Raw genomic sequence first — 24,470 nt, 5'->3', positions numbered from 1 at the left:
AAAACTACCCTATTTTTGAAAGACGATTTAGACATATATATTAAACAATGTATACAAAACGACAGAGCAGGACAACTGAAAATTTATCAGTTGTTCTCTCCTGTTTTGTATGGTATTTGCTTAAAATATATGAAAAATGAAGACGATGCCAAAGATGTTTTTCAGGAGGCATTTGTTATTGTTTTTCAAAAAATCCATCAATACAAGTTTGAAGGCAGTTTTGAAGGATGGCTAAAGCGAATTTTCATCAATAAACTAATCGAAACACTAAATAAGAAAAAAAAAGAAAGTTTCTTTTTGGATGTTTTTGATCCTGATACCGATTTCATAGAAGAAGAGGAATTAGAAATTATCCCGATAGCACAAGAAAAATTACTCGAATATATCAGAGACTTACCAGATCAGTACCGCATGGTTTTTAACTTATATGTTTTTGAAAAAATGAAACATAGGGAAATTGCGGACCAACTCAAAATTTCAGAAGGTACTTCTAAATCCAATTTAAACAGAGCCAAACGAATTTTACAAAAAAGAATTTTGAGTATTAAAAATTTTAAAACAGCATGAAAAAGCAAAAAATAGAAGATATTTTTTCATCGATTGAAAACTTTTCGAGTGTTCCACCACCCGAATTGTGGAGTAAAATTGAGGAAGAACTTGATAAACCTAAAAAGAAAAAGAAAGTAATTCTTTGGTGGTCTGCTGCTGCATGCCTTTTATTAGGACTATTACTCCCTTCCGTACTACATTTGAATTCTGATTCAGGAATTGAAACGATCAATAACGTATCGATAGAAAAAAGCGTTGTTCTTGACGAAAACAAAAAAGACTTAAATAACACTGAAAAAGCGTCTATTGAAAAAAATAATATCGAAAAAAAATCTGATATTGTTGAAAATTCATCTTTAGAAGACATAAAAAATCAATCAAACAATTCTCAAAACAGGAATACTTATAGAACAACAATTACTCATACCGATTCTAATAATAAAATCAATTCCGGAATTTCTAATGAAAATTCAAAAATTGGAACAAAAAACATGAATGAGGCTGTAGCTGAAAAAACATATACTGCAGGAAAACAAAATTCATTCAATTCTTTTTCTAATAATCAAATCCCAGCTGAAAAAAGAAATGAAAATCAGGCTTTAGCTGAAAAAACATTTGCCGCAGGAAAACAAAATTCATTCAATTCTTTTTCTAATAATCAAATCCCGGCTGAAAAAAGAAATGAGAATCAGGCTGTAGCTGAAAAAACATTTGCCGCAGGAAAACAAAATTCATTCAATTCTTTTTCTAATAATCAAATCCCGGCTGAAAAAAGAAATGAAAATCAGGGTCTGGCTGAAAAAACATTTGACGCAGGAAAACAGAATTCGTTCAATTCTTTTTCTAATAATCAAATCCCAGCTGAAAAAAGAAATGAAAATCAGGGTCTGGCTGAAAAAACATTCAGTGCAGGAAAACAAAACTCAGTCAATTCTTTTTCTGATAACCAGTTACCAAATTCTATTTTCGAAGATAAATTGACTTCAAAAAACACGGTTGCCGTTACTATGAGTACTTCAAATTTAGTTTCAGATAATAAACCGAATATTAAAAAAGAAGGTTCAGATCAAACAGTTTCAAATAAAACAATCGTTGCTGAGAATGTTCAAAAAAACAACTCAATAACAGCCCATTCACTGAACAAACAAGATTCTCTTCAATTAGTAGAATTGCAAAATTTAGAAAAAGGTATTGTAGAAATTAAAACCGAAAAAGACAAAGAAATTAAACCGGATGCTAATTCTGAAAAATGGTCTTTGGAAGTTTTTGCAGGGATTGCAAATTCAGAAAATTACAATAACCAAAAAACGCTGGGCAATGTTAATGAATCAAAACAAACCAATTCATACGGAGTAAAAACCAATTATAAACTCAATAAAAAATGGGCTGTAAGTTCTGGTTTAAAAATTAACGAGTTAGGACAAAGCATTGCTAATGTTTCTTATTATAACAACCATAATTTATCATCATCACCGGTAATGAGTGATTATTTTAGCCCAAATTCATTTGCTAGTGGAGCTACACCAAAAATAACAAACAATTCGAGCTATGTTTTTGTTTCAAAAAACACCAGCAATGCTTTAAAAAGTGACAACCTTGAAAGTGGAAACATGGAACAGAGTTTAAAATATATTGAGATGCCACTTGAGGTTTCTTATGCTCTTTTCAGTAAAAACAAAACCAATATTAGTTTGAATACCGGTGGTTTTGTAGGGAAATTGATTTCAAACAATGTGACTTTAAATGGCAATTCAATAGGTGATAATTCAAACGCCAGTGACTTTGTTTATGGTTCTTTGCTAAGCAGCACTTTTCAATATCGTTTATACAAAAAGACACATGTTTTCGTTGAGCCGGGCATGAACTATTACATCAATCCATTAACGAACCAAACCTTTAATCAATTTCAATGGTCGTTCAATTTTGGTTTGAATGTTTCGTTTTAAGTTGTAACTAAAATGGCTGATAAAACACAGTGGAGTAACTCCAAATCCATACCAAATGATTTAATTCTTGCGAGAGAATTAATTTTTGACCGTTGTGATTTAGAATGCACTCAGCCTGAACCAGAAGATGAAAGTGCAGAATATAGCGCTTATCGTTTTGAGATCAACTGCAAAAAAGTCTGTTACAGGGAATCTAAAATTACGCCAACAAAAACAGGGCAATTTGTCACTTTATGGAAACGTAATACATCCGGAACCATTGAACCTTTTGATTTTTCAGATCTAATAGATTTTGTCATCATTAGGGTTAGAAAAGAAAAGAAATTTGGTCAATTTATCTTTCCAAAAGCTGTTTTATTAGAGAAAGGAATTTTTTCTACTTCAGCAAAGGAAGGCAAAAGGGCTACAAGAGTTTACCCGCCATGGGATATTACTACCAGCAGACAGGCTCAAAAAACACAACAATGGCAGTTGGATTATTTTTTAGAAATAGCAGAAAATGAATCTATTGTTTCAAGAGCAAAAAAATTATTTGATGTCCAATAAGAACTTTAGAAAATAATAAAAAGGCAGTTCAAAATTGAACTGCCTTTTTTGTAATTGATTATTTCTGCTTATTTTTTTATGATTTTTCCTTTAAAGACAACTTTATTATTTTCTGTCACGGTGTAAATATAAAGTCCACTTTGTAAATAATTTACAGGAACTGCTGTAGTACTGATATCCTGACTCGCATTGATCTTAACAGAGTTACCTACTAAACGTCCGTTGCTGTCATAAAGTCTCAATTTTAGTTTTTTGTCTGTACTGCTTTTTACCTCAAAATTCACAACATCTGTGGCCGGGTTAGGAAATGCTTTTACAGCAAATGCCTTATTGGTTTCAAAATCAATTGTACCCAGATTATCATCTTTCAGTTCAAAACGGGCAATTACAGGTCCATGATCTGAGGTTGTAGTTATATAATTAGCAATATCTGTACGAGGATCGTAAACTGATATTGAATTTGCTATGTATTCGTCTCCCAACTCATTAGAAACAACAATATGATCCAAAAATCCTCCGGAACTTAAAAAGCTGTAAACACCTGCCTGACTAATACCCAAAGTAAGCGCATTGTATCTATTTGTATCGGTTACAAAAGCCTCATAAGAAGAAGGATTTGGGGTAATAACTGATGCTTTAACATCATCATTAAAATCTCCTAAAATCATGAAATTGGCATTTGGATAATGAACATCCAAACTATCTTTTAACAATTCGGCATCATATTTACGCATATTGTATCTCGAAATGTCTGTTCCGCTATTTGCGCGGGCGTGAAGATCAATCAGATTGATTTCTTTTTTAATCCCTCCAATATTAGTTTCAATTTGCACCATATAAGGTAAACGTCCTGATGAGAAAAAGCTGGCACCATTACCACCCGGATAATTTGGCAAAGTTGTAGTTCCAGCACGAACCTCATCATATAAATCCTTAAACATGACACGGGTCTTTTTAACACTTGTAGTTTTAGTATTATAAAGCACCACCAATTTTTGAGGAGGAAAATTTGGATCAGGTGCATTAAATGAATACGACCATGATGTTGAAATTCTTTTATCGAATATTTTTCCGTTTATACTTATTTTTTGAATTAATTGATCAATTGACGGATCATCTGATACTTCCTGTACTACATAAACATCTGCATTTAATTTATTCATAACCTTTGCCACATTATCAATTTGAAGAGCATCATCTGTTGGACCAAACTCCACTCCATCAGTACCTTTTACATCAGTACCAAAGAACTCCAGATTATAGGATACCACATCAAAAGTATCTGCTTTTGGAATTGAAGAACCTGTGAATAATCCTATTTGTCTGTTTAATGAAGTTCCTGTAGCCGCTAATGTTGCTGAAATAGTCAATGCTTTTACAGAAGGTGTAAATCTTGCATAGACCGTTTTGTTATTTGCAGCATCCGTTGCATCAATTATAACACTGGATTGAAATAAAATATTATCTAGTGACAATTGGTAATCTGCCGGAGCTGTAAGCGTGATATCGCCATATCCTTCTGCTTTAAAAATAAAAGACTGACTTACAGACACCGCATTTACATTTACATCACCAAAATCTAAAACAGGATTTGAAGCTATATAACCTACATTGTCAGTAATGGCAATATCATCTATCGACCACTCTGCAGCATTATTATTTCCTCCTGCTGTAGTTTCATAAACCCAGGCTAAATAAGTTTTATTGCTTTTATGGCCACTTAAATCTATATATTGTGATTGGGTATAGGTTCCTGTTGTAGTTGGAAATTTACCATCTATCACTACCCAGGTTGCTGTCTCAGGATTGCTTTTTCCATCATAATCAGTTGAAACCATTAATTTTAATTCAGGGCCTGCGTAAAATTTGCGAGAGTAAAAAGACAGCAATACAAATTGAGTAAAATTATCCAAACGTAATCTAGGCGAAATCAACCAGTCTTTACTAGCTCCGCCGTCTGAATACCCATTCATGAGAACTGCTCCGGTTCCTGAATTTACATTTCTGGCAATTGTTGTATTGACCCATGCATTTACAGGGCCTGCTGAATTATATTGTGTCCAGCCACTGTTGGCTAAAACATTCACATCATTAAATCCCTGAACATATGGATTAATTCCAACACCTGATAAAGAGACATTTTTCATCGCGGCCCCCTTAGTCTCATGCGTAATATCTCCGGAAAAATTGCCTGTGACAGTTGGCGTAAAACGAACATAAACAGTTACTGCTGCATTTGAATCAAAATCAGCTGCAGGATATATCAAAGCAGAAACAAATGTGACATTATCTTTAGAAATTGTAAAATTAGCCGGCGCTGTTACCGTTACAGCTTCAACAAGATTTTTTGCCTGAATTTGGTAAGTTAAACTTTCAGAATCATAATTTGGTTCAGAAAAACCTAAATTTAATATCGCAATTGAAGTTGATATTGAAGGACTAATTACATTTGAAGTTGTAACATCAACCTTATTGACAACTGCCTGAACATTTCCATGAGAATCTTCTGATACAGAAAAAACAGAATAAGCAGTATTCAGATTTAGTCCCGTAAAATTTTTCACATATACCTGAGAAGCATCAGTAATATCAAAAAAACCGGATTGTAAGGCTGCTGTTCCTGTTGCATCCTGACCCGCTTTTATCTGACTAACTGAAGGTTGTGCACTTCCTCCCGGTAACAGAACATAAAAGGTTTTTCCGATTTCATCAATTTTATTCGAAAAATCAAAACTCTCAGACAAAATATTATCTGCTTTTGGATAACCTGCTTCACTGATTGGAGCAACAATATCGCTGCGAATATCAATATTATCAATTGCAAAAGAAGGTCGGGAACCTGATCCTGAAACTTGTCTGGAAATCCATCTGATCTGAACTACAGGTTGATTATCACATTCTGCAGGCAGCGTTATTTTTATGTTTTTTAAATTCTGAGGATCAGTTGTAGCGCCTGTCTGATTTTCGGAAGTGTTAACATAAGCCGTTGGTAACAACGAAACAAATGGACTGGTGGTTCCAACCCTATATTGTAAAATCATTTCATTAATTCGACTATTGGTCGTAGCTGGCGGTACGCTGTATGGATTACGAATTGTCATTGCATCATACTGAACCTGGATCGCTTTTTGTTCTGTAGCATCAAAAGCAAAAGCAATTGTTAAATCTAAATCTCCGTTATTTAAAAATCCTATTTTCCCATTATAATTATGAATATTGCCGCTACTTGTTGCTGCTGTACTGCTTGAACTTGTTCCGGTAGTCAAACTTTTATTTTCAACAGGAATTGCATTGGTATTAAATGATGAGCCAGGCCTAATGGCTGTATTCCAACCTTGAAATCCATCCGGATAAGAGGTTGAAGTTACCGCTAAATCATTAAAGTTTTGATTATATGGCAGTGATTTAGCAGTTGGCATAGTCTGGGCAAAAAGACTGCCTGAAAAGTAAAACAAATATAAAAGACCCATTAAATGTCTGAAGAAGTAAATGTTTTTCATGAGTTTTAAAATTAAGTTTAAGACTACAAATTTATGTATCTTAAAGTTAAGGGATTATTATAAAACTCTAAACTTAAAAACCAATTATTTATAAAAATTCGACAACAAAAAGCATTTTTAGAATAATTTATATTAAATATCGTTAACAAAACGAATCGTAAATCATTAAATTAACATTCTTACACATAAGTTTTGTTAACAAAAAAAGTATTGCTTAAATATAAAAAAAGACCATCTGAATGCACTGCCCCCAAAAAGTCAGACACTATTTGGGGGCATTTTTTATGAAAAAAAAATCTAAACAGCCGTATAACCTCCATCCGCAATAATGTAGCTTCCGGTTGTGAATGAAGATTTTTCAGTACTTAAAAACAACACCAACTCTGCCACTTCTTCTGAGGTTCCTAATCGATTCATGGGTGCTTTTGCAGCTATGGCACTCATGGCATCTGTATTTAAGTTGTCTTTTAATAATGCTGTCTCGATGTAACCTGGACCTACAGCATTACAACGAATATTTTTCTGGGCATATTCAGCGGCAATATTTTTTGTCAATCCCACTACTCCATGTTTTGAAGCTGTATATGCGGGACTTAGTGGGGCTGCAACCTGTCCGTGAATTGATGCTACGTTAACGATATTTCCTCCTCCGTTTTTCTCCATTTGTTCCAATTGATACCGACAGGCATAGAAAACACCGCTTAAATTTAGTGCTATAACTTTATCCCAGGCATCCGGTTCGTATTCACCTGTTGGTTTTGCAGGTCCGCCCATGCCGGCATTATTACACGCTATATCAAGCCGACCGTATTTGGATACTGTTACTTCGACCATATGTTTGTTGTCGAGTGCACTTGATGAATCACCTTTTACAAAAAAGGCTTCTCCGCCATTTTCTTTTATAATCTTTATAGTTTCTTCTCCATGTTCCACATTAATATCTGAAACTACAACTTTTGCTCCTTCACGGGCATAAGCTTCTGCGACTGCACGTCCAATACCTGAACCGCCACCTGATACAAAAGCTACTTTGTTTTCTAAAAGTGCCATATTCTTAAATTTTAAATTTGTTTCCTAAATTTACGAAGACATATTCAGTTAGCCTTAGCAAAAACAGCTTTTACAATAAGATTAAGACTTTATCATAATCAAATGTTATTTCACATTAGGATCAAATTTATCAGGAGATTTTTCCTTATTTATCATCTTCATCTAATTTCATGTTCCCTCTGTTTTTATGACTTTCCGGATGAGAATTTGGGTAACGGTTTGGCGTGATGTCCGAATTTCGATCTTTGTTTTGGACCGTTTTTTTTGCTTCATCTTCAGATGAAACGCCACGATTTGAATTGGCATTATTCAGGCTCACATTACCTTTATCTTTTCTAATTTCCTCATTTTCATTTCGGGCTCTTTCTACAATCGTTTTATTTCCTTCCTTATCAGTAACAACTTCTTTTTTTAAATTTGCATCCTCTGATTTTCCATCGTGCGAAATATTTTTCCCTTTCGATTCGTCTATATCTTTTTGTACTCCGTTTATTTTTTTAGAACCTAAGTTATTCGTTTCCATATCTTTTTCATTTAATATTCTTCTTATAATATTACGAATTCTAAATTTTAAAACTAAATGGTTTAACATTGCTTTTAGTTTATTCTTCGATTATTTTTTTAATGAAGATGAAACAAAACTATCTTTGCAAGAAAATAAAAACATGCATCGTCACTTCCTTCTTTTTAAACCTTACGGCTATCTCAGTCAATTTATTTATGAATTGAAAAGAAAGAAAAAGCTTTTGGGCGAACTACATAATTTTCCAGAAGGTACAATGGCAATCGGAAGACTTGACGAAGATTCTGAAGGCTTGCTTTTACTGACAACTGACGGAAAAGTGAGCGAACAGATCAGAAGCAAAAAAGTAGACAAGGAATATTACGTTCAGGTTGACGGCATTATTACTCCGGAAGCAATTGAACAACTGCAAAAAGGGGTTGAAATTGGTTTTGAAGGAGGAAAATATAAAACAAAACCCTGCTCTGCATTTATAGTTAGTGAAATTCCGGATTTTGGTCCAAGAGCTAAAAAAATCAGGGATGAACGTCATGGCCCAACATCATGGGCTTCGATTACCGTTAACGAAGGAAAGTTCCGCCAGGTTCGAAAAATGACAGCAGCAGTTGGTTTTCCAACTTTACGTTTAGTGCGTGTTCGGATAGGAAATGTATATTTGCAAGACTTAAAAGCCGGAGAAGTCCGAGAGGTAGATCAATTTGAGAATTAGATAATGTGGCAATTAGTCCATTAGATAATTCCAAAAAACTCATAACTTATAACCCATAACTTTTATAACTCAAAAAGATGCTAAACGTTGTTCTTGTAGAACCTGAAATACCAAATAATACCGGAAACATAGGCCGCTTGTGCGTTGGCACAGAAAGCAGACTGCATTTAATTCATCCGTTTGGATTTGTAATTAATGATAAAAACTTAAAACGCTCTGGGTTAGATTATTGGACACATCTTGATGTCACAGAATATCAAAATGTGGAAGAATGGATGCAGCAGATTCAGGACAAATCACGTGTCTTTTTAATGAGTTCACATGCTGAAAAGTCATATTTGGAAACAGAATTTCAGGATGGGGACTGGCTGGTTTTTGGGAAAGAAAGTGTTGGTTTGAGCAAAGAAGTTCTGGCTTTATTTGAAAACCATTTAACGATTCCAATGTCGAAATTAATTCGTAGTTTCAATATTGCGAATTCTGTTGCCTTTGTGGTTGGTGAAGCAAAGAGACAGATTGCACTAAAAGAATAATTATGAGGCCTTTAATTGATGCTAATAATCTAAGTCATTCGAAAGAAAAATTAATTTATTATTCTCAAACTACAGTTTTCACTTGGTTTTTAGCTGCATTTGGACTTTTAATCTTTGCAATTTATTCGCTGACAAATAAAAATGGTTTCATAGCATTCTTTTTATTATTGCCTGTTATTTTATTTTTAACATACCACGCATCCAAATTATTAAAGAGAATCGATGAAGTTCAGTTTCGAATAAACTCTAAAGGAATTCAGTACAGAAATGAAGAGCTTGTTTCTTGGTGTAATATTGAAAACGAAAGAGTCGATACTAAAATCTCCGGCAGGTCGAGCACCGATTTTTTCATTTATTACATTATCGATCAAAATAAAATTATAAAATACAACATAAGTAATTTAAACATCGACAGAGAAGAATTACAACTGACCCTTAAAATTAATAGAAACCGATATCCCAGAGAAAACATTCTCTAACTCACAATAAATTTCCCTTTTTCAGCATCAAAAACAATGTTTTCATCTTTGAATAATGTCGCAAAACTTCCTTTTGAAATTAAATGACAAGGTTCATCCTGCACCACCATTTCCGGTGTCATAATAATCATTTCATCGCTTAACTGAATGGCCAAATCAATGTCATGCGTCGAAAATAAAATACATTTTTGGGTTTCCTGCGTTAGCTTTTTCAGCAATTTGAATAGTGAAACTTTATGCAGTAAATCGAGATGCGTTGTAGGTTCATCTAAAATAATCAGTGGTGTATCCTGCGCCAAAGCCCTTGCGATTAAAACTTTTTGCAACTGTCCGTCACTGATTTCAAAATGCCTTTTTGAAGCCAAATGTTCTATTTGTGTCAATTGCATTGCTTCATGCACTTTTTCGATATCTGTCTGAGTTAAAGTTCCCACCCAATTTGTATAGGGCTGACGTCCTAAAGCAACAAGTTCAAAAACAGAAAGATTGCTTGGAGGCAGTTTTTCGGTTAAAACCAGACTCAGGTTTTGAGCTAATTCTAACGGTTTATATTCTGAAATACTTTTATCATTCAAAAATACTTTGCCTGATAATGGTTTTTGAATACCTGTAATGGTTCGCAGTAAAGTCGATTTTCCAATTCCGTTTGCTCCAATTAAAGAAATGAGTTTCCCTGAGGTTAGATTCAAATTCAAATTCTCGGCAATAGTTGTTACACCCTTTTTGGATTTATAGCCAATATTTAAATTCGAAGTTGATAGAATAGCTTTCATTTTTTTAAAGATTCTGAGTTTTCCTTTCCTGAATATTTACTGAAAATTTCTTTTTCGTACCAACAGCCAAATCACAACCGGTGCTCCAATAATAGATGTGATTGCATTTATAGGCAATGTCACATCAAAGCCTGGCATTTGCGAAACTACATCACAAAATAGCACAATAATAGCTCCAAAAAGCAAAGTACTCCAAAACAAAACCGTATGATTACTGGTTTGAAATGTCAATTTTGCAATATGTGGCACGGCTAATCCAATGAAGGCTATTGGACCTGCAAAGGCTGTTATGCTTCCTGACAAAATACTTGTCGCAAAAATGATAATCAATCTTGCTTTCTTTAAATTCAATCCCATACTCTTTGCATAGTTCTCTCCCAATAACAAAGCATTTAAAGGCTTGATGCTGCCTGCACTTAAAACCAAACCAAAACATACGGAAAAGGCCAAAACACAAATGGATTTCCATGAAAGATTTCCAAGATTTCCCAATGACCAGAATGTAAATTTCTGAAGCTGTTCAGCAGTGCTAAAATAAGTTAAAACACTAACAATCGCGGTTGTAAAGCTTCCAAACATTAAACCGACGATTAAAATAGCCATTGTATCTCTCAACTTTTGCGAAACCAACAACACCAATAGTAAAACAAGCGTACTTCCTAAAGTGGAGGCCAAAACAATTCCGTAAGATGATAAGGCAATGATTTTTAAAAAGTAAGGTAAAAATCCCGCACCCAAAATAACAAATGCCACTCCTAAACTTGCCCCGGAACTTAATCCCAAAACATAAGGCCCCGCAAGTGGATTTCTAAATAAAGTCTGCATCAATAAACCGCTTATTGAAAGTCCGGTTCCTACTAAAACTGCGGTAATTGCTTTTGGCAAACGGTAATTGATAATGATATATTCCCATGTCGATTTACTGGCCTGCCCGCCTGTTAAACTTAAATAGACATCTTTAAACGGAATATTCACAGAGCCTAAGCTAAGACTCATAAAAAACATCAGTAAAAGTCCTAAAGCCAAAAGGACAAATAAAATAGTATTTCGTTTTTTGTTTGCCAATTTAATTCAGTTTTAATGCAAATGTAAACTCATAACCAGGCAATAAATCCGGATGAAAAATTTTAATATAATCTTTCAGCACCAAATCCGGGCGGCTTGGCGATAATTCATAATAAATTGTTCCGCCGGTAGCGCCTAATTTACTTTCTAAACAATAAACCGATTTATTTTTAAAAGCATCAAATTCGCTGTAATGCGGGTTCGCTTTCTGTAATTCTTCTAAGGTTTTAAATGAACCTGAAACAATCCATACATTTGCCGCTTTTGCTTTGTCTAATACTTTTTCATAAGATAGTCCTTCACTTCCTGTCCCTTTCAAATCGGACCATAAATAATTGGACCGGGCATCTTTCATAAATTGGGCAACCCAACTGTTCCCTTTGGCAACATACCAGACATCTTCGTACATAGAACCGTATAAAACTGTTGAAGCTGCCGGTTTTTCAGCTACTAATTTCAGCGCCTGATTGTAACTTGTCACAATTTTATCAAACAATTCTTTTGCCTTGTCTTCTTTTCCAAATAAAGCTCCGTAAAGTTTAATCCATTCGGCTTTTCCAAGTGGTGACTGCTCCATCCAATCGGCCTGAATCAATACATTTAAGCCGCTTTTTTTCAGATTATCCAGCATTGGGTTATTATTGTCTACTCCAAAGGTTACAATTAAATCCGGTGCTAAATCTATTAATTGTTCTATATTCAATTTTTCGTTTTGCCCAACATTTTTAACGGAACCTTTGTCAATTAAAGCTCTTGTTTTTTCAGAAGAAATATAATCCGTATGAGGAAAACCAGTTAGTTTATTTTCAACATCCAGCATTTCAAGAAACGGAATATTGGTTGTTGAAGTTACCACAACAGATTCCAGCGGTACTTTTATTGTAGTATAATCCTGAAGACTATCCGGTACTTTTGCCTCTTTTTCTTTTAAGATATAGGTAAAATTTTTATTGGCTTCAGGCCATGGGTTTGAAACAGTTACCACAGAATATCCATCGTGTTTTACAATTGAAAGCCCTGAAGCATATTCAATACTGTTTTGGGGAATTGTGGTGGTTACAACTTCTGCATTTTCATTTTTTTTACATCCGGTAAGAAGAAAAAAAGATACAATAAAAATAAATTTAGAAAATAAATGTCTCATAGAAAGGTTATAGATTTTAAAGGGTGTGGCATTGTTATTGTTTGTGATTTCCTGACCTTATCGATAATGACAAAGGTAATTTAATTTATATTTTTTTGTTTATCTTTATTCTTACAAATTTAAACAAGCCATTTTTTTACATATTTTATGAATACTATAAAAATAAAAGTTTGTTCAGGGTGTGAATCTTCTTTTAACTGTGGAAATATTTCTACAGAAAACAGATGCTGGTGCAATGATTTCCCTCCTATTTTCAATCTTTCAGAAGCAGGAGACTGTCTTTGTCCCGAATGCTTTAAAGAAGCATGTATGGACAAAATCGATGCCTATGTAGAAACTATTACCCCAAAAAAAGCCGTTAAAAACAAAGCCGTATCTTTACCCAAAACCGAAATGCTGATTGAAGATATTGATTATTATATCGAAAACGGCAATTATGTTTTCAAAACCTGGTTCCATCTAAAAAGAGGCACTTGCTGTGGGAATGCATGCAGACATTGCCCTTATTAATTGTTAATTATAAATTGTTAGTTGTTAATGAAAAATAACATTGTAAAAGATAAAAGTTTTGATTTTGCTATTCGAATAGTCAAATTATATCAATATCTATGCATTGAAAAAAAGAATTCACTCTCTCCAAACAGCTCCTGCGATCCGGAACCAGTATTGGCGCAATGATAAGAGAAGCAGAGCACGCTGAAAGTAAAAATGATTTTATTCATAAATTTGCAATAGCTCAGAAAGAAGCCAATGAAACAATTTATTGGCTGGAACTCCTCAAAGCAACAGACTATTTAAATGAAAAAGAATTCGGCAACATTCACAATGATGCAATTACAATATTAAAATTAATAACCAGCATAATTAAAACTACTAAAAACCAAGTTATTGCTAAGCAAGTTCTTTCTTAATTAATAACTAACAATTTATAACCAACAATTTAAATAATGATCTACCTAATTACCGGTGGCGAAAGGTCCGGAAAAAGCAGCTATGCTCAAAATCTGGCTTTACAGCTTTCAGATTCACCAATTTATGTTGCTACCGCCAGAAAATGGGACGATGATTTCCAGAGCAGAATCGACCGTCACCAACAGGAACGCGACGAACGATGGACCAATATTGAGAAAGAAAAACATCTAAGTGAAATTGATTTTTCAGGAAGAGTTGCTTTGATTGACTGCGTAACGCTTTGGCTGACTAACTTTTTTGTGGATACTAAAAATGATGTTGCATTATCACTTGAAGAGGCTAAAGCTGAATTTGAAAAAATCGCTAGTCAACAAGATGTAACTTTGATCATTGTGACCAACGAAATTGGAATGGGTGTTCATGCCGATACTCACATTGGCAGAAAATTTACTGAACTCCAAGGCTGGATGAATCAGTTTCTTGCCTCAAAAGCTGACGAAGTGGTGTTGATGGTTTCCGGAATCCCAGTCAAAATAAAAGGATAGACAAAAATCAATATCAAAAATCAATGGCAATTGCAAAAGTCAATAAAAATAAATTCTAAATATTAAATATTAAATTTCAAATTCCAATATGCTGAAGTATCTTTACATAAGCATCAAAAATTGAAATTTGAAATTGTTATTGCAATTGATTTTTGAGTTTGATTTTTGAATTTACCATTGATATTGTATTTTGTAATTGATTTTTGAAAAATGAGTAATCTGGACGATATATTAAAATCACGACGTGATACACGGCATTTTACTGCCGATTCTGTTCCTGATGAAGTGATTGAAAAAGCTTTACGGGCTGGACATTGGGCGCCTTCTGTAGGATTAACGGATGCTACAAAATATTATATCATCAAATCTGCTGAAGTAAAAAAGGCTGTCAAAAATTTGTTTTTGGATTATAATAAAAAGGCCGAGGAGTTAACAGATAATCCTGAGCAAAAAGAACATTACAAATCCCTGAAACTGGAAGCAATTGAAGAAGCACCAATTGGGCTTATTATTGCTTACGACCGATCTGTGCTGAATCAATTTACGATTGGAACTGTTGGAAGCAATGAAGCGGTAAAATTCAGTTCGGTTTGTGCGGCTCAAAACATTTGGCTTTCGCTGACAGAACAAGGTTACGGAATGGGATGGGTATCCATTTTAAATTATTATCAGTTTAAAAAAATACTCGATTTACCTGAAAATATTGAGCCTTTGGGTTATTTCTGTATTGGAAAGCCGGCCACCAATTATGATAACCAACCGATGTTACAGCAATTGCACTGGAAACAAAAATCGGAAGCACCGGATTGTACCGAAATTAAAAATGTGATTGGAAATTCTGTTTCAGATTTTGTTTCAAAACCACAATCTGACGTTGAAAACAAAACAGATTTCAGCAGGCTTTTGCAGGAAAAAATAGATTCGAAAACCAAACCAATTGGCGCTTTGGGAACTTTAGAAACACTAGGTTTACAGCTGGGAACTGTTTTTGAAACTTTAGAACCCAAAATAAATAACCCGAACATTGTCGTTTTTGCTGCTGATCACGGAATTGCAAATCATGGTGTGAGTGCTTATCCGCAGGATGTAACCAGGCAAATGGTTACTAATTTTCTGGAAGGCGGTGCTGCGATTAATGTTTTTTGCAATCAGCATGATATCAAACTTTCAATTGTAGATTCGGGTGTCAATTATGATTTCCCAACGAATGCAAAATTAATCAATGCGAAAATTGCTAAAGGGACACAATCATTTTTACACGCACCCGCAATGAGCAAAACCGAATTGCAATTGTGCTTTGAAAAAGGAAAAATAATTGTCGAAACTATTGCCAAAGCAGGTTCAAATTGCATTGGTTTTGGCGAAATGGGAATCGGGAATACTTCTACAGCTTCCGCCCTTATGAGCATTTTAACTGGTTTTCCAATTGAAGAATGTGTTGGAAAAGGAACAGGTGTTGACGACGAAAAATTGCTTAAAAAACAAAATCTGCTTAAAAGTGCTATTGAAAATTATTCTGGTCCGGCCGAATTAATGCAGCAACTCTCCTACTTTGGAGGTTTTGAAATCATACAAATGGCAAGCGGAATGTTAACCGCTTTTGAAAATAAAATGATTATTCTGGTTGATGGTTTTATTTGCAGCGTTGCCTTTTTAGTTGCTTCAAAAATAAATCCTGACATTTATAAAAATACTGTTTTCTGCCATTGCTCTGCAGAAAATGCACATCAAAAATTATTGAATTATTTACAGGCCAAACCAATTTTAAATTTAGATTTGCGTCTTGGCGAAGGTACCGGCTGTGCAATTGCTTTTCCTATTTTGAAATCCGCTGAGGCTTTTTTGAATGAAATGGCCAGTTTTGAAAGTGCTGGGATAAGTAGAGAATAATTGTATAGTTTTATTTATATTGAATTATATGCCGTTAATAAAAGTTTATATCCATTTTGTATGGAGTACAAAAAATAGAATTCCGTTTTTAGACACATTTGATTTACGCCAAAAAGTTTGGAATCATATTAAAGAAATATGCTAAAGAAAAAGGAATTTATGTTGATTTCATAAATGGCTATTCAGATCATTGTCATTGCCTTATTTCTTTAGGTGCTGATCAACATATTCAAAAAATTATGCAACTGATCAAAGGAGAATCTTCTTTTTGGATAAATAAAAATCAATTAACCAAAGAAAAATTTGAATGGCAAGATGAATATTTTGCGGTTTCAGTTTCAGAATCCATAATTGACAAAGTAAGAGATTACATTAAAAATCAAGAAACTCATCATGCAACAAAAACTTTTCAGGAAGAGTATGATGAAATCATTAGCAAATTTGGTTTTCATAAGACATCTAAGTAAATAGATTTTGGTTAAAGCCATTTTTAATTTCAATCTTATAACCTCCAGATAAATCTGGAGGCAATTCAATAAGATAATCAATAATTAATAAACAAAATTCATAAATAATATAGAATTTGAATTGCCAACATCTTTAGATGTTGTAATACATATTTTAAAATCAAAATGGCTTTAGCCGAATAAAAATTGATCCCTAAATGAAAAAAGAACTTCATATTTTTTTTACCTGTCTGATGTTTTATACCCGGATTCCTTGTCCTAAAAACATCAGTCACAATCCTGAATATTTAAACAAAGCCACTCGTTATTTCCCTTTAATTGGCTGGATTGTGGGTAGCATTTCATTTATTGCTTTCTATCTTTTTTCTCTTTTCCTATCAACAGAAATAGCTGTAATTTTAGCAATTATAACTTCTATACTCACAACCGGAGCTTTCCATGAAGATGGTTTTGCAGATGTCTGCGATGGTTTTGGCGGAGGCTGGACCAAAGAAAAAATCCTGATGATTATGAAGGACAGTGCTATTGGTGCTTATGGTGCAATTGGTCTGGTGTTGCTTTTTTTATTAAAATTCAAATTACTTTCTGAATCAATTTTGCTTTTTACAAATCATAAGCTTTTCATTTTTCTTCTGTTTATTTCTGCACATTCTTTAAGTCGTTTGGCAGCCATCAGCATTATTTTTACACATGAATATTCACGGGATGATGCAACGAGTAAAAGCAAACCAATTGCAAAAAATCACAGCTGGAAAGAAGTTTTCGGTTCGTTTTTCTTTGGACTCCTTCCTTTAATACTTATCTCCTGTTTTGAATATAAAATACTTTTTGCCTTAATTCCGGTTTTCCTCACCCGTTATTTCTTAGCTCGTTATTTTCAAAAATGGATTGATGGTTACACCGGGGATTGCCTGGGCGCTACACAGCAGGTTTGCGAAGTTGTTTATTATTTAAGCCTTCTTTTTATATGGAAATTTATCTAATTCGTCATACCGAAACGATCTGCGAAAAAGGAATTTGCTACGGACAATCTGATGTGGAAATTGCTGAACCTTTTGATACAATTTTTGAAAATATACTCTCGCATTTGCCCTCTGAAGCAATAATTTTTTCAAGCCCGTTGAAACGATGCGTTACTTTGGCAAAATACATTCAGAATAATATCAAAACCATTTCTTATCAGGAAGATAATCGCTTAAAAGAAATGAATTTTGGTGATTGGGAATTGAAAACATGGAATGAGATTCCGTCAGAACAACTCAATCCGTGGATGGAAGATTTTGTAAATATCCGGGTTGCAAACGGAGAATCTTTTGTTGAATTACACGAAAGAGTTGGGGATTTCTTAACCGAAATAAAATCAAAAAACATAAACTTTCCGCTTATTATTGTAGCCCATGCCGGTATTATCAGAAGCTTTTTATGCCATCACACTTTGTTGCCTTTGAAAGATGCTTTTCAAAATAAAGCCGATTTTGGTGAAGTCATCAAAATCAATTTTTAAACTTCTTTTGTTTAGATTTTATTTTAAAAGTAAAACAAATTTGAATTTTACCTTTTTTTAACTTTATCTTTGCACCCAATTAAGGTTGTGTTTTAATTACATAAACACATTAAAAGGGAATCAAGTCACTGATTTTAAATAATTTAAAAATCATAAATCTTGAGCTGTACCCGCAACTGTAAGCTTAGTTCTGTAAAAAGAATGCTTGTTGTTAACTACAAACCACTGTTACGCCCTGCGTGATGGGAAGGTAAACAATAAGACGCAAGCCAGGAGACCTGCCTTTACAAACAAATATCGAACTCTCGGGAAAAAGAGTGTAGAAATTATGACTTTAAAAATACGTTTTACTTTTTGTTTCTTGCTTTTGTGCCAAATTATTTTAGCGCAGCATGACTCTATTACAAAATTAAAAGAGGTTGTTGTTTCAGACAATAATCTTAAAAAATACTCCGATTCCCAGTCCGTTTTAAAACTCAGTGATTCTATTATCAATAAAAATGAGGCTTTACTTACTGACTTATTAAAATTCAATTCTACACTTTATTTCAAAGAATACGGGCGTGGCATGCTTTCTACAGTTTCATTTAGAGGAACAACCTCATCTCAGACAGCCGTAATCTGGAACGGAATCAACATCAATTCGCAAATGAACGGCAGCACTGATTTTAATACGATTTCAGGTTCCGATTACAATTCTGTAAGTGTTAAAGCCGGAGGCGGAGGTGTAATTTACGGCAGTGGAGCAATTGGCGGAACTATACATTTAAATAACGATTTAAGCTTTTACAATCGGTTTGAGAGTGATTTAAAACTGGATTATGGAAGTTTCAATACGATTGGAATCAATTACAAAACCAATATTTCCAACAAAAAATGGAGTGCTCAAATTGGATTTTCTAACAACAGTTCAGCAAACGATTACAAATACATTAATAAATACACCTGGAAAGGCGAACAGCGCTGGAATAGAAATGGTGAATATAATATTTTTACAATGAGCGCAAATTTAGGTTATAAACTAAATGCAAAAAACACTCTTAAATTATACAGTCAGACATCCAACACAGACAGAAACACTTCTCTGATAACTGAAACTGAAACACCAAGCAAATACATCAATGGTTTTAATCGCAACTTATTAGAATATAATGGTGATTTTGGCACGTTCACTACAAATTTCAAAACAGCATATATTTTTGAAAACTATCAATATTACGCTGACAACGCTATCAATAATTATACATACGGAAAAACTGAAAGCTTAATTGCAAAAGCAGATTTGGGTTATACTCTTTTTAAGTCTACACAAGTAAACGGAATAATAGATTACAATAAAACCACCGGAACAGGAAGCGGTTTTGGAACCAATACCAGAGAAATCAGTTCTGCATCTTTATTAGTAAAACAAGATATTTCTGCCAGCTGGAAAAACGAATTTGGCGTACGAAAAGAGTTTACAGATAATTACAAATCGCCGGTTTTATTCTCTTTAGGTTCTTCTTATCAATTTGGAAAATTATACAATTTAAAACTGAATTTATCACGCAATTTCAGAATTCCTACGTTTAATGACTTGTATTGGGAACCAGGCGGAAATCGCAATTTAAAACCTGAAAGTTCCTATCAGGCAGAAGTTGGAAATGTATTTACATTTAGCAACATTACACTGACTCAGACTTTTTATTACATCAAAATAAAAGACTTGTTACAATGGGTGCCGGGCAAAAATGGCATTTGGACTCCTCAAAACACAGATAAGGTAAACAGTTACGGAGCAGAAACTTTACTAAGCTGGAAAAAACAATTTGGAAAAAATATTCTTGCGGTCAATGCTGCGTATGCACATACCATTTCTGAAAATATTGACACTAAAAAACAGCTCTTTTTTGTTCCTTTTGACAAAGCTACTGCTGCTGTTGTTTATTCCAGAAATAGAATTTCAGCAAATTATCAGTTTTTGTATAATGGTTTTGTTTATACCAGAGCCGATAACGATCCGGATGAAATTATAAACGATTATATGATATCCAACATCGGAATTGATTATGATTTCAAATTTTTAGAAACTTTCAAATTAGGTCTTCAGGTGTTGAATTTGTTTAATGAAGCTTATGAAAGTCTCGAAAACAGACCTATGGCCGGTCGCAATTTTAATATGTATTTAATCTTAAAATTTTAATATATGAAGTTTAGTAAATTATTTTTAATAGCACTTAGTGCATCTATGTTCGTTTCGTGTTCAAACGATGATGAAGATTCAAACGAACCACAAGGAGTTTATGATAATGGTTTTTTAATCTTAAATGAAGGAAGTGATGTCAAAGGTACAGTCTCTTTTTTAAATAATGACTTAGTTACATTTACAAAAGACGTATATGGACCAAATAACAACAACGATAACCCGGGTGGTTATTTGCAGAACATTTTCTTTAATGGTGATAATGCTTACATTATCTCAGGTGGCTCTAATGTAATTAATGTTGTTAACAGATACACTTTTAAACTAGTAGATAAAATAGAAACCGGCCTTAAAAACCCAAGATATGGAGTTGTAAAAGACGGAAAGGCATATGTAACCAATGCAAACACCTATTCATACATGAATCCTGAGACAGGTAATACGGACGATTATGTTGCCATCATTAATTTAAAGACCAATAAGTATGAGTCGAAAATTGATTTGAATGCAACTGCTAATCGTTTGGTTTTAGAAAATGGAAAACTATATATTACAGAACCTTTCGACAGTACGAAACTATTGGTCGTAAATATTGCTACTAAAAAACTGGAAGCACCAGTTGAAATTGGATCAAAAGCTGATTGTATCGAAGAAGAAAATGGCTTTTTATATATTTTAAGACGCCCATCTGGCAATAGAAGTGAAATTGTAAAAGTAAAATTATCAGACAAATCGGTTTCTAAAATTACTTTCCCGGAATCTTTAGACGGAGCCGTATATATGGATATTGAAGACGACAAAGTATATTATACAGTAGGAAACTCCGTTTATGCGATCAATGCTAATGCTACAACTGCATCTACTACGCCTATTTTAACAGCTACAACTGAAGGTTATTTTTATGGTTTTGCTGTAAATGACAATCGTATTTATATAGCAGACAGTGGTAACTTTGGTTCAGACAGTAAAGCTTTTATATACAATCTTACTGGTACATTAGAAAAAGAAATTGCAGTTGGTATAGGTCCAAACGGATTCTACTTTAACGATTAAAAAATAATTATCAATTAGTTAATTTTGTTTTTTAAAATTGTTTTTTGGAAAAAAGGCTTTCATAACTGAAAGCCTTTTTTACGTTTATTTATCGATTAACATTTTATCATTCCGCTTAATGAACTTTTTAAATCCTGATTCCCGGCGGAAGCAATTCTTTGTATTTTGGGTTCTTTTTGAAGAAAGAAGCAATTTTCGGGTGAATTGGAACAACTTTGAATTTTTTCTCGGTATTAAGTTCCATAATATTTTTGAGTAAAACATCAATTACAGCCTGATTGTTGTATCCTTCCGGCGTATTGATTTTGGTTAGAAAAATTTTCTTTTCCTGAAATGAATATTCAACAGAAAGCAATCCTTCAGGGACGCTGGCTTCAAATTGTCTTGCAAAACTATTGTCTTTGATTTCAATAATAGATTCCATAATTTGTAGTATTTGTAATAGGTTAAATAAAATATAGAACTTGGGGCTATTGCTCGGTTTAAAATATTTAAACATTTTTTTTAAAACACGAATGATTTGGAATACAAAGATAATCATTTGATTTCCAATATAAACTTATTTTTAAAAACACATTTTCAAATTAGTCATCCCTCTTTTTCTATTTTATTTCTTTGAATACAAAATTTAAGGTGTAAGATTTGCTGTGCATATTGTTAAAAAAAGTAATTTTAGATTGAAATTACAATGTGTAATTATAATTCCTTTTTGAACAGATGAGCAAAATTCCTGTATATTTTATGCCTGGCCTCGCGGCAAGTCCGGCCATTTTTGAAAGAATTAAATTAGACGAAACTGTTTTTGAAACATGTTTACTTGAATGGGAAATTCCAAAACCCAAAGAATCATTATCTGATTATGCACTTCGAATCACAAAAAATATCAAACATGAAAATCCTGTCTTAATTGGAGTTTCCTTTGGTGGAATTTTAGTTCAGGAAATGGCAAGACACATCAAAACCCGAAAAGTAATTATTATTTCGAGTGTAAGAAGCAATGTAGATTTCCCAAGAAGAATGAAAATCGGAAAAACTACAAAAGCCTACAAACTGATTCCGATGAAACTTATTTTAAACATCGAGAATCTTGCAAAATATTCTTTTGGAGAAAAGGTCAACAAACGTATAAAGTTATATGAGAAGTTCTTAGCAGTTCGCGACCTAAATTATTTACAATGGGCAGTAGAATCTGTGATTTGTTGGAACAGAAGTGAAATTGATGAAAATGTAATACACATTCATGGCGATCAGGATGATGTTTTTCCTATAAAGTATATCAATAAATGTATTGTTGTAAAAGGAGGCACTCATATTATGATTTTGAATAAATACAAATGGCTAAATGAGAATTTACCTTCGATAATATTAGAAGATTAGTGTTTTATGAAAGTCAAAACTCTTTTAAAAACCAGTGTATTTATATTATCACTAACAATGGGAACTTTTGTGTTCTTATTTTTTACGCAACCAAAAACGAATGTTGTTAAAGCTGAATTTTATGAGTATAAAAATGAGTTGTATCCACAAGATTGTTATATAAATCTTCAAAGCAAAAAATACTTAATAAGAGAAGTCTACAAGTATAAAAATGGAATTCTAAATGAATACTGGTTTTTTAGGCAGTGAAGGTTTTGCTGTTGAAAAATTAGGTTTGAATGGAAATAGATACAGTAAAGAACAAGAAGATTATAAATTTTTGAATTTAGAAAAAACAAAAGAGTATTTGTTTTTTAATTCTGAAAAACATAAAATTGATTACAATAAAGGAGACACAATTATATCTAAGATTGATTCAAACCATATAGTTCTTTTTATTAATGAAAAATAATAATATAATATTCTCCTTAAACAACTTATGAGACCTGTTTTTTTAGCCCTGATTACTATGACATAAACAAGTTAATAAATCTTTTTTTTTAAATTCAAATTAGTTTTATTTTAAGACACAGCAAGTCTGCAAATAAGAATTTCACAAAAGGTTTTATATCTTACTCGTTGATACTATTTATCCCTGATAGGATTTATGCTGATTTTCTAACCTCAAATGTTTTGTTATCTCTAATACATGCACATATACGATGTACTATTTTATTTCTGACATTGTTAATTACGAGCATTTTATTTTTTCCTTCTTGTACTTTTCTTTTAAAGTATTCTTTCATTTCTGGGTCGTGATTAACTGCCGACAAGGCGCACATATGTAATTGCTTTTTAAGCTTTTTGTTAGCCATATGATGAACTTTCGGCCTTAACCTTATGCTTTTGCCTGAAGTATGTTCAAAAGGCACGACTCCTGCGTAACAAGCCAATTGTCTTGGCATTGAATAGGTTGTGAATTCATTTGTAAAACAGATTAGATATAGAGTAGTTACTTCACCAACTCCAGGAACTGAAATGGCTTGTGAATAAATCTTGCTTAAGTTTTCATCTTCTTTTATAAATAAATCTAATTGTTTTTCTATTTGCTTTAAATCAGAAGTAATTCCTTTTATAGTTTGCTTTTGAAATTTATCAGAAAGTTTAGATACTTCCGGGTCTAACGATTTCATTTCTTTTGAATTGCGTATCAAAGAAGCTTTGGTAAGAATTAGTTTTTCCCTTAATGACATTAGATTTCTGATCTTTTCAACGGTTCGGCTGGGAGCTTGATAAATGATAGCTTCCTGCTGATTTTTCATTGCATAAATAGCAATTCTTTCTGCATGAATTTTATCATTTTTACCTCTTTGAAGTCCCATACTCCTTATGATTTTCAAAGACATTTCTACCCAAAGAGAATAATTAAAACCCATTAAATATTTAATGATTAATTTTCAATACATACCCGTATGTTCTAAGCAAACAAGAGTTTGCTGATTTGTAGCACCTTGTTTTTTAAGCCATTGATTTAATGTTTTTACTCCTTTGGAATCATTTGCAAATTGATTGTGAATTGGTTTTTCTTTTGCTCCATTCAGAATTAAAACTGCATCAAAATATTCCTTGGATACATCGATGCCTAGAAAATGTTTAAATTTGTTCATAAGAAAATGTTTTAAAAATTAGCAACCAACTTATTGAATACATTCATATCCTTGATAATAGGCATTAAATCCTTAAT

At 33.1% G+C, this 24,470-nt stretch carries 24 protein-coding genes, 2 pseudogenes and 1 riboswitch; of the genes and pseudogenes, 17 read left to right on the top strand and 9 right to left on the bottom strand.

The window, feature by feature from the left end; genetic code table 11:
- Positions 1 to 15 precede the first annotated feature (15 nt).
- The 3 genes from DMB68_RS17720 to DMB68_RS17710 are packed head-to-tail and all read left to right on the top strand — an operon-like array spanning position 16 to position 3,041.
- The gene (locus DMB68_RS17720; protein ID WP_110347957.1) at positions 16 to 567 is read left to right on the top strand and encodes an RNA polymerase sigma factor; all 552 of its coding nucleotides are present in this window, start codon (positions 16 to 18) and stop codon (positions 565 to 567) included.
- Positions 564 to 2,495, top strand: coding sequence for a hypothetical protein (locus DMB68_RS17715; RefSeq protein ID WP_110347956.1), 1,932 nt, complete (start codon positions 564 to 566; stop codon positions 2,493 to 2,495). The genes DMB68_RS17720 and DMB68_RS17715 overlap by 4 nt, the downstream gene beginning before the upstream one ends.
- Positions 2,496 to 2,507: 12 nt before the next feature.
- Positions 2,508 to 3,041 (top strand): MepB family protein, encoded by a 534-nt coding sequence (locus DMB68_RS17710; RefSeq protein ID WP_110347955.1) that lies wholly within the window; start codon positions 2,508 to 2,510, stop codon positions 3,039 to 3,041.
- A 68-nt stretch (positions 3,042 to 3,109) separates the two neighbouring features.
- Here the strand turns inward: DMB68_RS17710 and DMB68_RS17705 are convergent, their stop codons facing one another.
- The 3 genes from DMB68_RS17705 to DMB68_RS17695 all read right to left on the bottom strand — a co-directional run bounded on the left by DMB68_RS17705 (position 3,110) and on the right by DMB68_RS17695 (position 8,114).
- Positions 3,110 to 6,541: a T9SS-dependent choice-of-anchor J family protein gene (locus DMB68_RS17705; RefSeq protein WP_110347954.1), complete on the bottom strand. Its 3,432-nt coding sequence runs from the start codon at positions 6,539 to 6,541 to the stop codon at positions 3,110 to 3,112.
- Positions 6,542 to 6,838: 297 nt separating this feature from the next.
- Positions 6,839 to 7,591, bottom strand: coding sequence for an SDR family NAD(P)-dependent oxidoreductase (locus DMB68_RS17700; RefSeq protein ID WP_110347953.1), 753 nt, complete (start codon positions 7,589 to 7,591; stop codon positions 6,839 to 6,841).
- Positions 7,592 to 7,736: 145 nt separating this feature from the next.
- A complete protein-coding gene (locus tag DMB68_RS17695; protein ID WP_165830163.1) occupies positions 7,737 to 8,114 on the bottom strand; it encodes a hypothetical protein in 378 nt (125 codons plus the stop codon).
- Between the two features lie 142 nt (positions 8,115 to 8,256).
- Here DMB68_RS17695 and DMB68_RS17690 point away from each other — a divergent pair, with 142 nt between their 5' ends.
- The 3 genes from DMB68_RS17690 (at position 8,257) to DMB68_RS17680 (ending at position 9,835) form a co-directional block, all read left to right on the top strand.
- Entirely contained in the window at positions 8,257 to 8,823 is a 567-nt protein-coding gene (locus DMB68_RS17690) for a pseudouridine synthase (protein ID WP_110347951.1), read from the top strand.
- 77 nt (positions 8,824 to 8,900) lie between these two features.
- Positions 8,901 to 9,356: a tRNA (cytidine(34)-2'-O)-methyltransferase gene (locus DMB68_RS17685; RefSeq protein ID WP_110347950.1), complete on the top strand. Its 456-nt coding sequence runs from the start codon at positions 8,901 to 8,903 to the stop codon at positions 9,354 to 9,356.
- Between the two features lie 2 nt (positions 9,357 to 9,358).
- Positions 9,359 to 9,835 (top strand): hypothetical protein, encoded by a 477-nt coding sequence (locus DMB68_RS17680; protein WP_110347949.1) that lies wholly within the window; start codon positions 9,359 to 9,361, stop codon positions 9,833 to 9,835.
- On the opposite strand, the gene DMB68_RS17675 is transcribed toward DMB68_RS17680, so the two are convergent.
- Genes DMB68_RS17675 through DMB68_RS17665 form a run of 3 tightly spaced genes read right to left on the bottom strand, consistent with a single transcriptional unit; the run spans position 9,832 to position 12,817 of the window.
- Complete coding sequence (locus DMB68_RS17675; protein WP_110347948.1) at positions 9,832 to 10,608, bottom strand: ABC transporter ATP-binding protein; 777 nt, start codon at positions 10,606 to 10,608, stop codon at positions 9,832 to 9,834. The genes DMB68_RS17680 and DMB68_RS17675 overlap by 4 nt on opposite strands.
- Before the next feature lie 36 nt (positions 10,609 to 10,644).
- A complete protein-coding gene (locus DMB68_RS17670; protein ID WP_110347947.1) occupies positions 10,645 to 11,673 on the bottom strand; it encodes an iron ABC transporter permease in 1,029 nt (342 codons plus the stop codon).
- A 1-nt stretch (position 11,674) separates the two neighbouring features.
- Positions 11,675 to 12,817 carry an ABC transporter substrate-binding protein gene (locus tag DMB68_RS17665; protein ID WP_110347946.1) on the bottom strand — a complete coding sequence of 381 codons (1,143 nt, stop codon included), beginning with the start codon at positions 12,815 to 12,817 and terminating at the stop codon, positions 11,675 to 11,677.
- Between the two features lie 147 nt (positions 12,818 to 12,964).
- Here DMB68_RS17665 and DMB68_RS17660 point away from each other — a divergent pair, with 147 nt between their 5' ends.
- From DMB68_RS17660 to DMB68_RS17620, 9 genes and pseudogenes are all read left to right on the top strand, one after another.
- Positions 12,965 to 13,327: a DUF5522 domain-containing protein gene (locus tag DMB68_RS17660; protein ID WP_110347945.1), complete on the top strand. Its 363-nt coding sequence runs from the start codon at positions 12,965 to 12,967 to the stop codon at positions 13,325 to 13,327.
- A 27-nt stretch (positions 13,328 to 13,354) separates the two neighbouring features.
- Positions 13,355 to 13,728: pseudogene (locus DMB68_RS17655) on the top strand (four helix bundle protein).
- 36 nt (positions 13,729 to 13,764) lie between these two features.
- Positions 13,765 to 14,274 (top strand): bifunctional adenosylcobinamide kinase/adenosylcobinamide-phosphate guanylyltransferase, encoded by a 510-nt coding sequence (gene cobU, locus DMB68_RS17650; RefSeq protein ID WP_110347944.1) that lies wholly within the window; start codon positions 13,765 to 13,767, stop codon positions 14,272 to 14,274.
- A gap of 210 nt (positions 14,275 to 14,484) precedes the next feature.
- On the top strand, positions 14,485 to 16,164 hold the full coding sequence (cobT, locus tag DMB68_RS17645) for a nicotinate-nucleotide--dimethylbenzimidazole phosphoribosyltransferase (RefSeq protein WP_110347943.1): 1,680 nt from the start codon (positions 14,485 to 14,487) through the stop codon (positions 16,162 to 16,164).
- 28 nt (positions 16,165 to 16,192) lie between these two features.
- Positions 16,193 to 16,631, top strand: a pseudogene (gene tnpA / locus DMB68_RS17640) (IS200/IS605 family transposase).
- Between the two features lie 197 nt (positions 16,632 to 16,828).
- Complete coding sequence (locus DMB68_RS17635; protein WP_110347942.1) at positions 16,829 to 17,614, top strand: adenosylcobinamide-GDP ribazoletransferase; 786 nt, start codon at positions 16,829 to 16,831, stop codon at positions 17,612 to 17,614.
- Complete coding sequence (cobC, locus tag DMB68_RS17630) at positions 17,599 to 18,135, top strand: alpha-ribazole phosphatase (protein ID WP_110347941.1); 537 nt, start codon at positions 17,599 to 17,601, stop codon at positions 18,133 to 18,135. The genes DMB68_RS17635 and cobC overlap by 16 nt, the downstream gene beginning before the upstream one ends.
- A gap of 65 nt (positions 18,136 to 18,200) precedes the next feature.
- Positions 18,201 to 18,435, top strand: a riboswitch (cobalamin riboswitch).
- 28 nt (positions 18,436 to 18,463) lie between these two features.
- A complete protein-coding gene (locus DMB68_RS17625; RefSeq protein WP_110348056.1) occupies positions 18,464 to 20,317 on the top strand; it encodes a TonB-dependent receptor plug domain-containing protein in 1,854 nt (617 codons plus the stop codon).
- Between the two features lie 3 nt (positions 20,318 to 20,320).
- Positions 20,321 to 21,370 (top strand): YncE family protein, encoded by a 1,050-nt coding sequence (locus tag DMB68_RS17620; RefSeq protein WP_110347940.1) that lies wholly within the window; start codon positions 20,321 to 20,323, stop codon positions 21,368 to 21,370.
- Positions 21,371 to 21,497: 127 nt separating this feature from the next.
- On the opposite strand, the gene DMB68_RS17615 is transcribed toward DMB68_RS17620, so the two are convergent.
- Positions 21,498 to 21,794, bottom strand: a complete 297-nt coding sequence (locus DMB68_RS17615; RefSeq protein ID WP_231131675.1) for a GNAT family N-acetyltransferase — start codon at positions 21,792 to 21,794, stop codon at positions 21,498 to 21,500.
- A 293-nt stretch (positions 21,795 to 22,087) separates the two neighbouring features.
- Between DMB68_RS17615 and DMB68_RS17610 the strand changes: the two genes are divergently transcribed.
- Positions 22,088 to 22,747 (top strand): alpha/beta hydrolase family protein, encoded by a 660-nt coding sequence (locus DMB68_RS17610; RefSeq protein WP_110347939.1) that lies wholly within the window; start codon positions 22,088 to 22,090, stop codon positions 22,745 to 22,747.
- 223 nt (positions 22,748 to 22,970) lie between these two features.
- Entirely contained in the window at positions 22,971 to 23,198 is a 228-nt protein-coding gene (locus tag DMB68_RS17600) for a hypothetical protein (RefSeq protein WP_110347937.1), read from the top strand.
- Positions 23,199 to 23,391: 193 nt separating this feature from the next.
- On the opposite strand, the gene DMB68_RS17595 is transcribed toward DMB68_RS17600, so the two are convergent.
- Both DMB68_RS17595 and DMB68_RS23680 read right to left on the bottom strand, forming a co-directional pair.
- Complete coding sequence (locus DMB68_RS17595; protein ID WP_231131674.1) at positions 23,392 to 24,108, bottom strand: transposase; 717 nt, start codon at positions 24,106 to 24,108, stop codon at positions 23,392 to 23,394.
- Positions 24,109 to 24,183: 75 nt separating this feature from the next.
- The gene (locus DMB68_RS23680; RefSeq protein WP_231131672.1) at positions 24,184 to 24,393 is read right to left on the bottom strand and encodes a transposase; all 210 of its coding nucleotides are present in this window, start codon (positions 24,391 to 24,393) and stop codon (positions 24,184 to 24,186) included.
- Positions 24,394 to 24,470 lie beyond the last annotated feature (77 nt).

The organism is Flavobacterium hydrophilum (assembly GCF_003202405.1).
Lineage (GTDB): Bacteria > Bacteroidota > Bacteroidia > Flavobacteriales > Flavobacteriaceae > Flavobacterium > Flavobacterium hydrophilum.
Note: the sequence above shows the minus strand (reverse complement) of the source record. Positions and strands in the feature narration are given on the sequence as shown.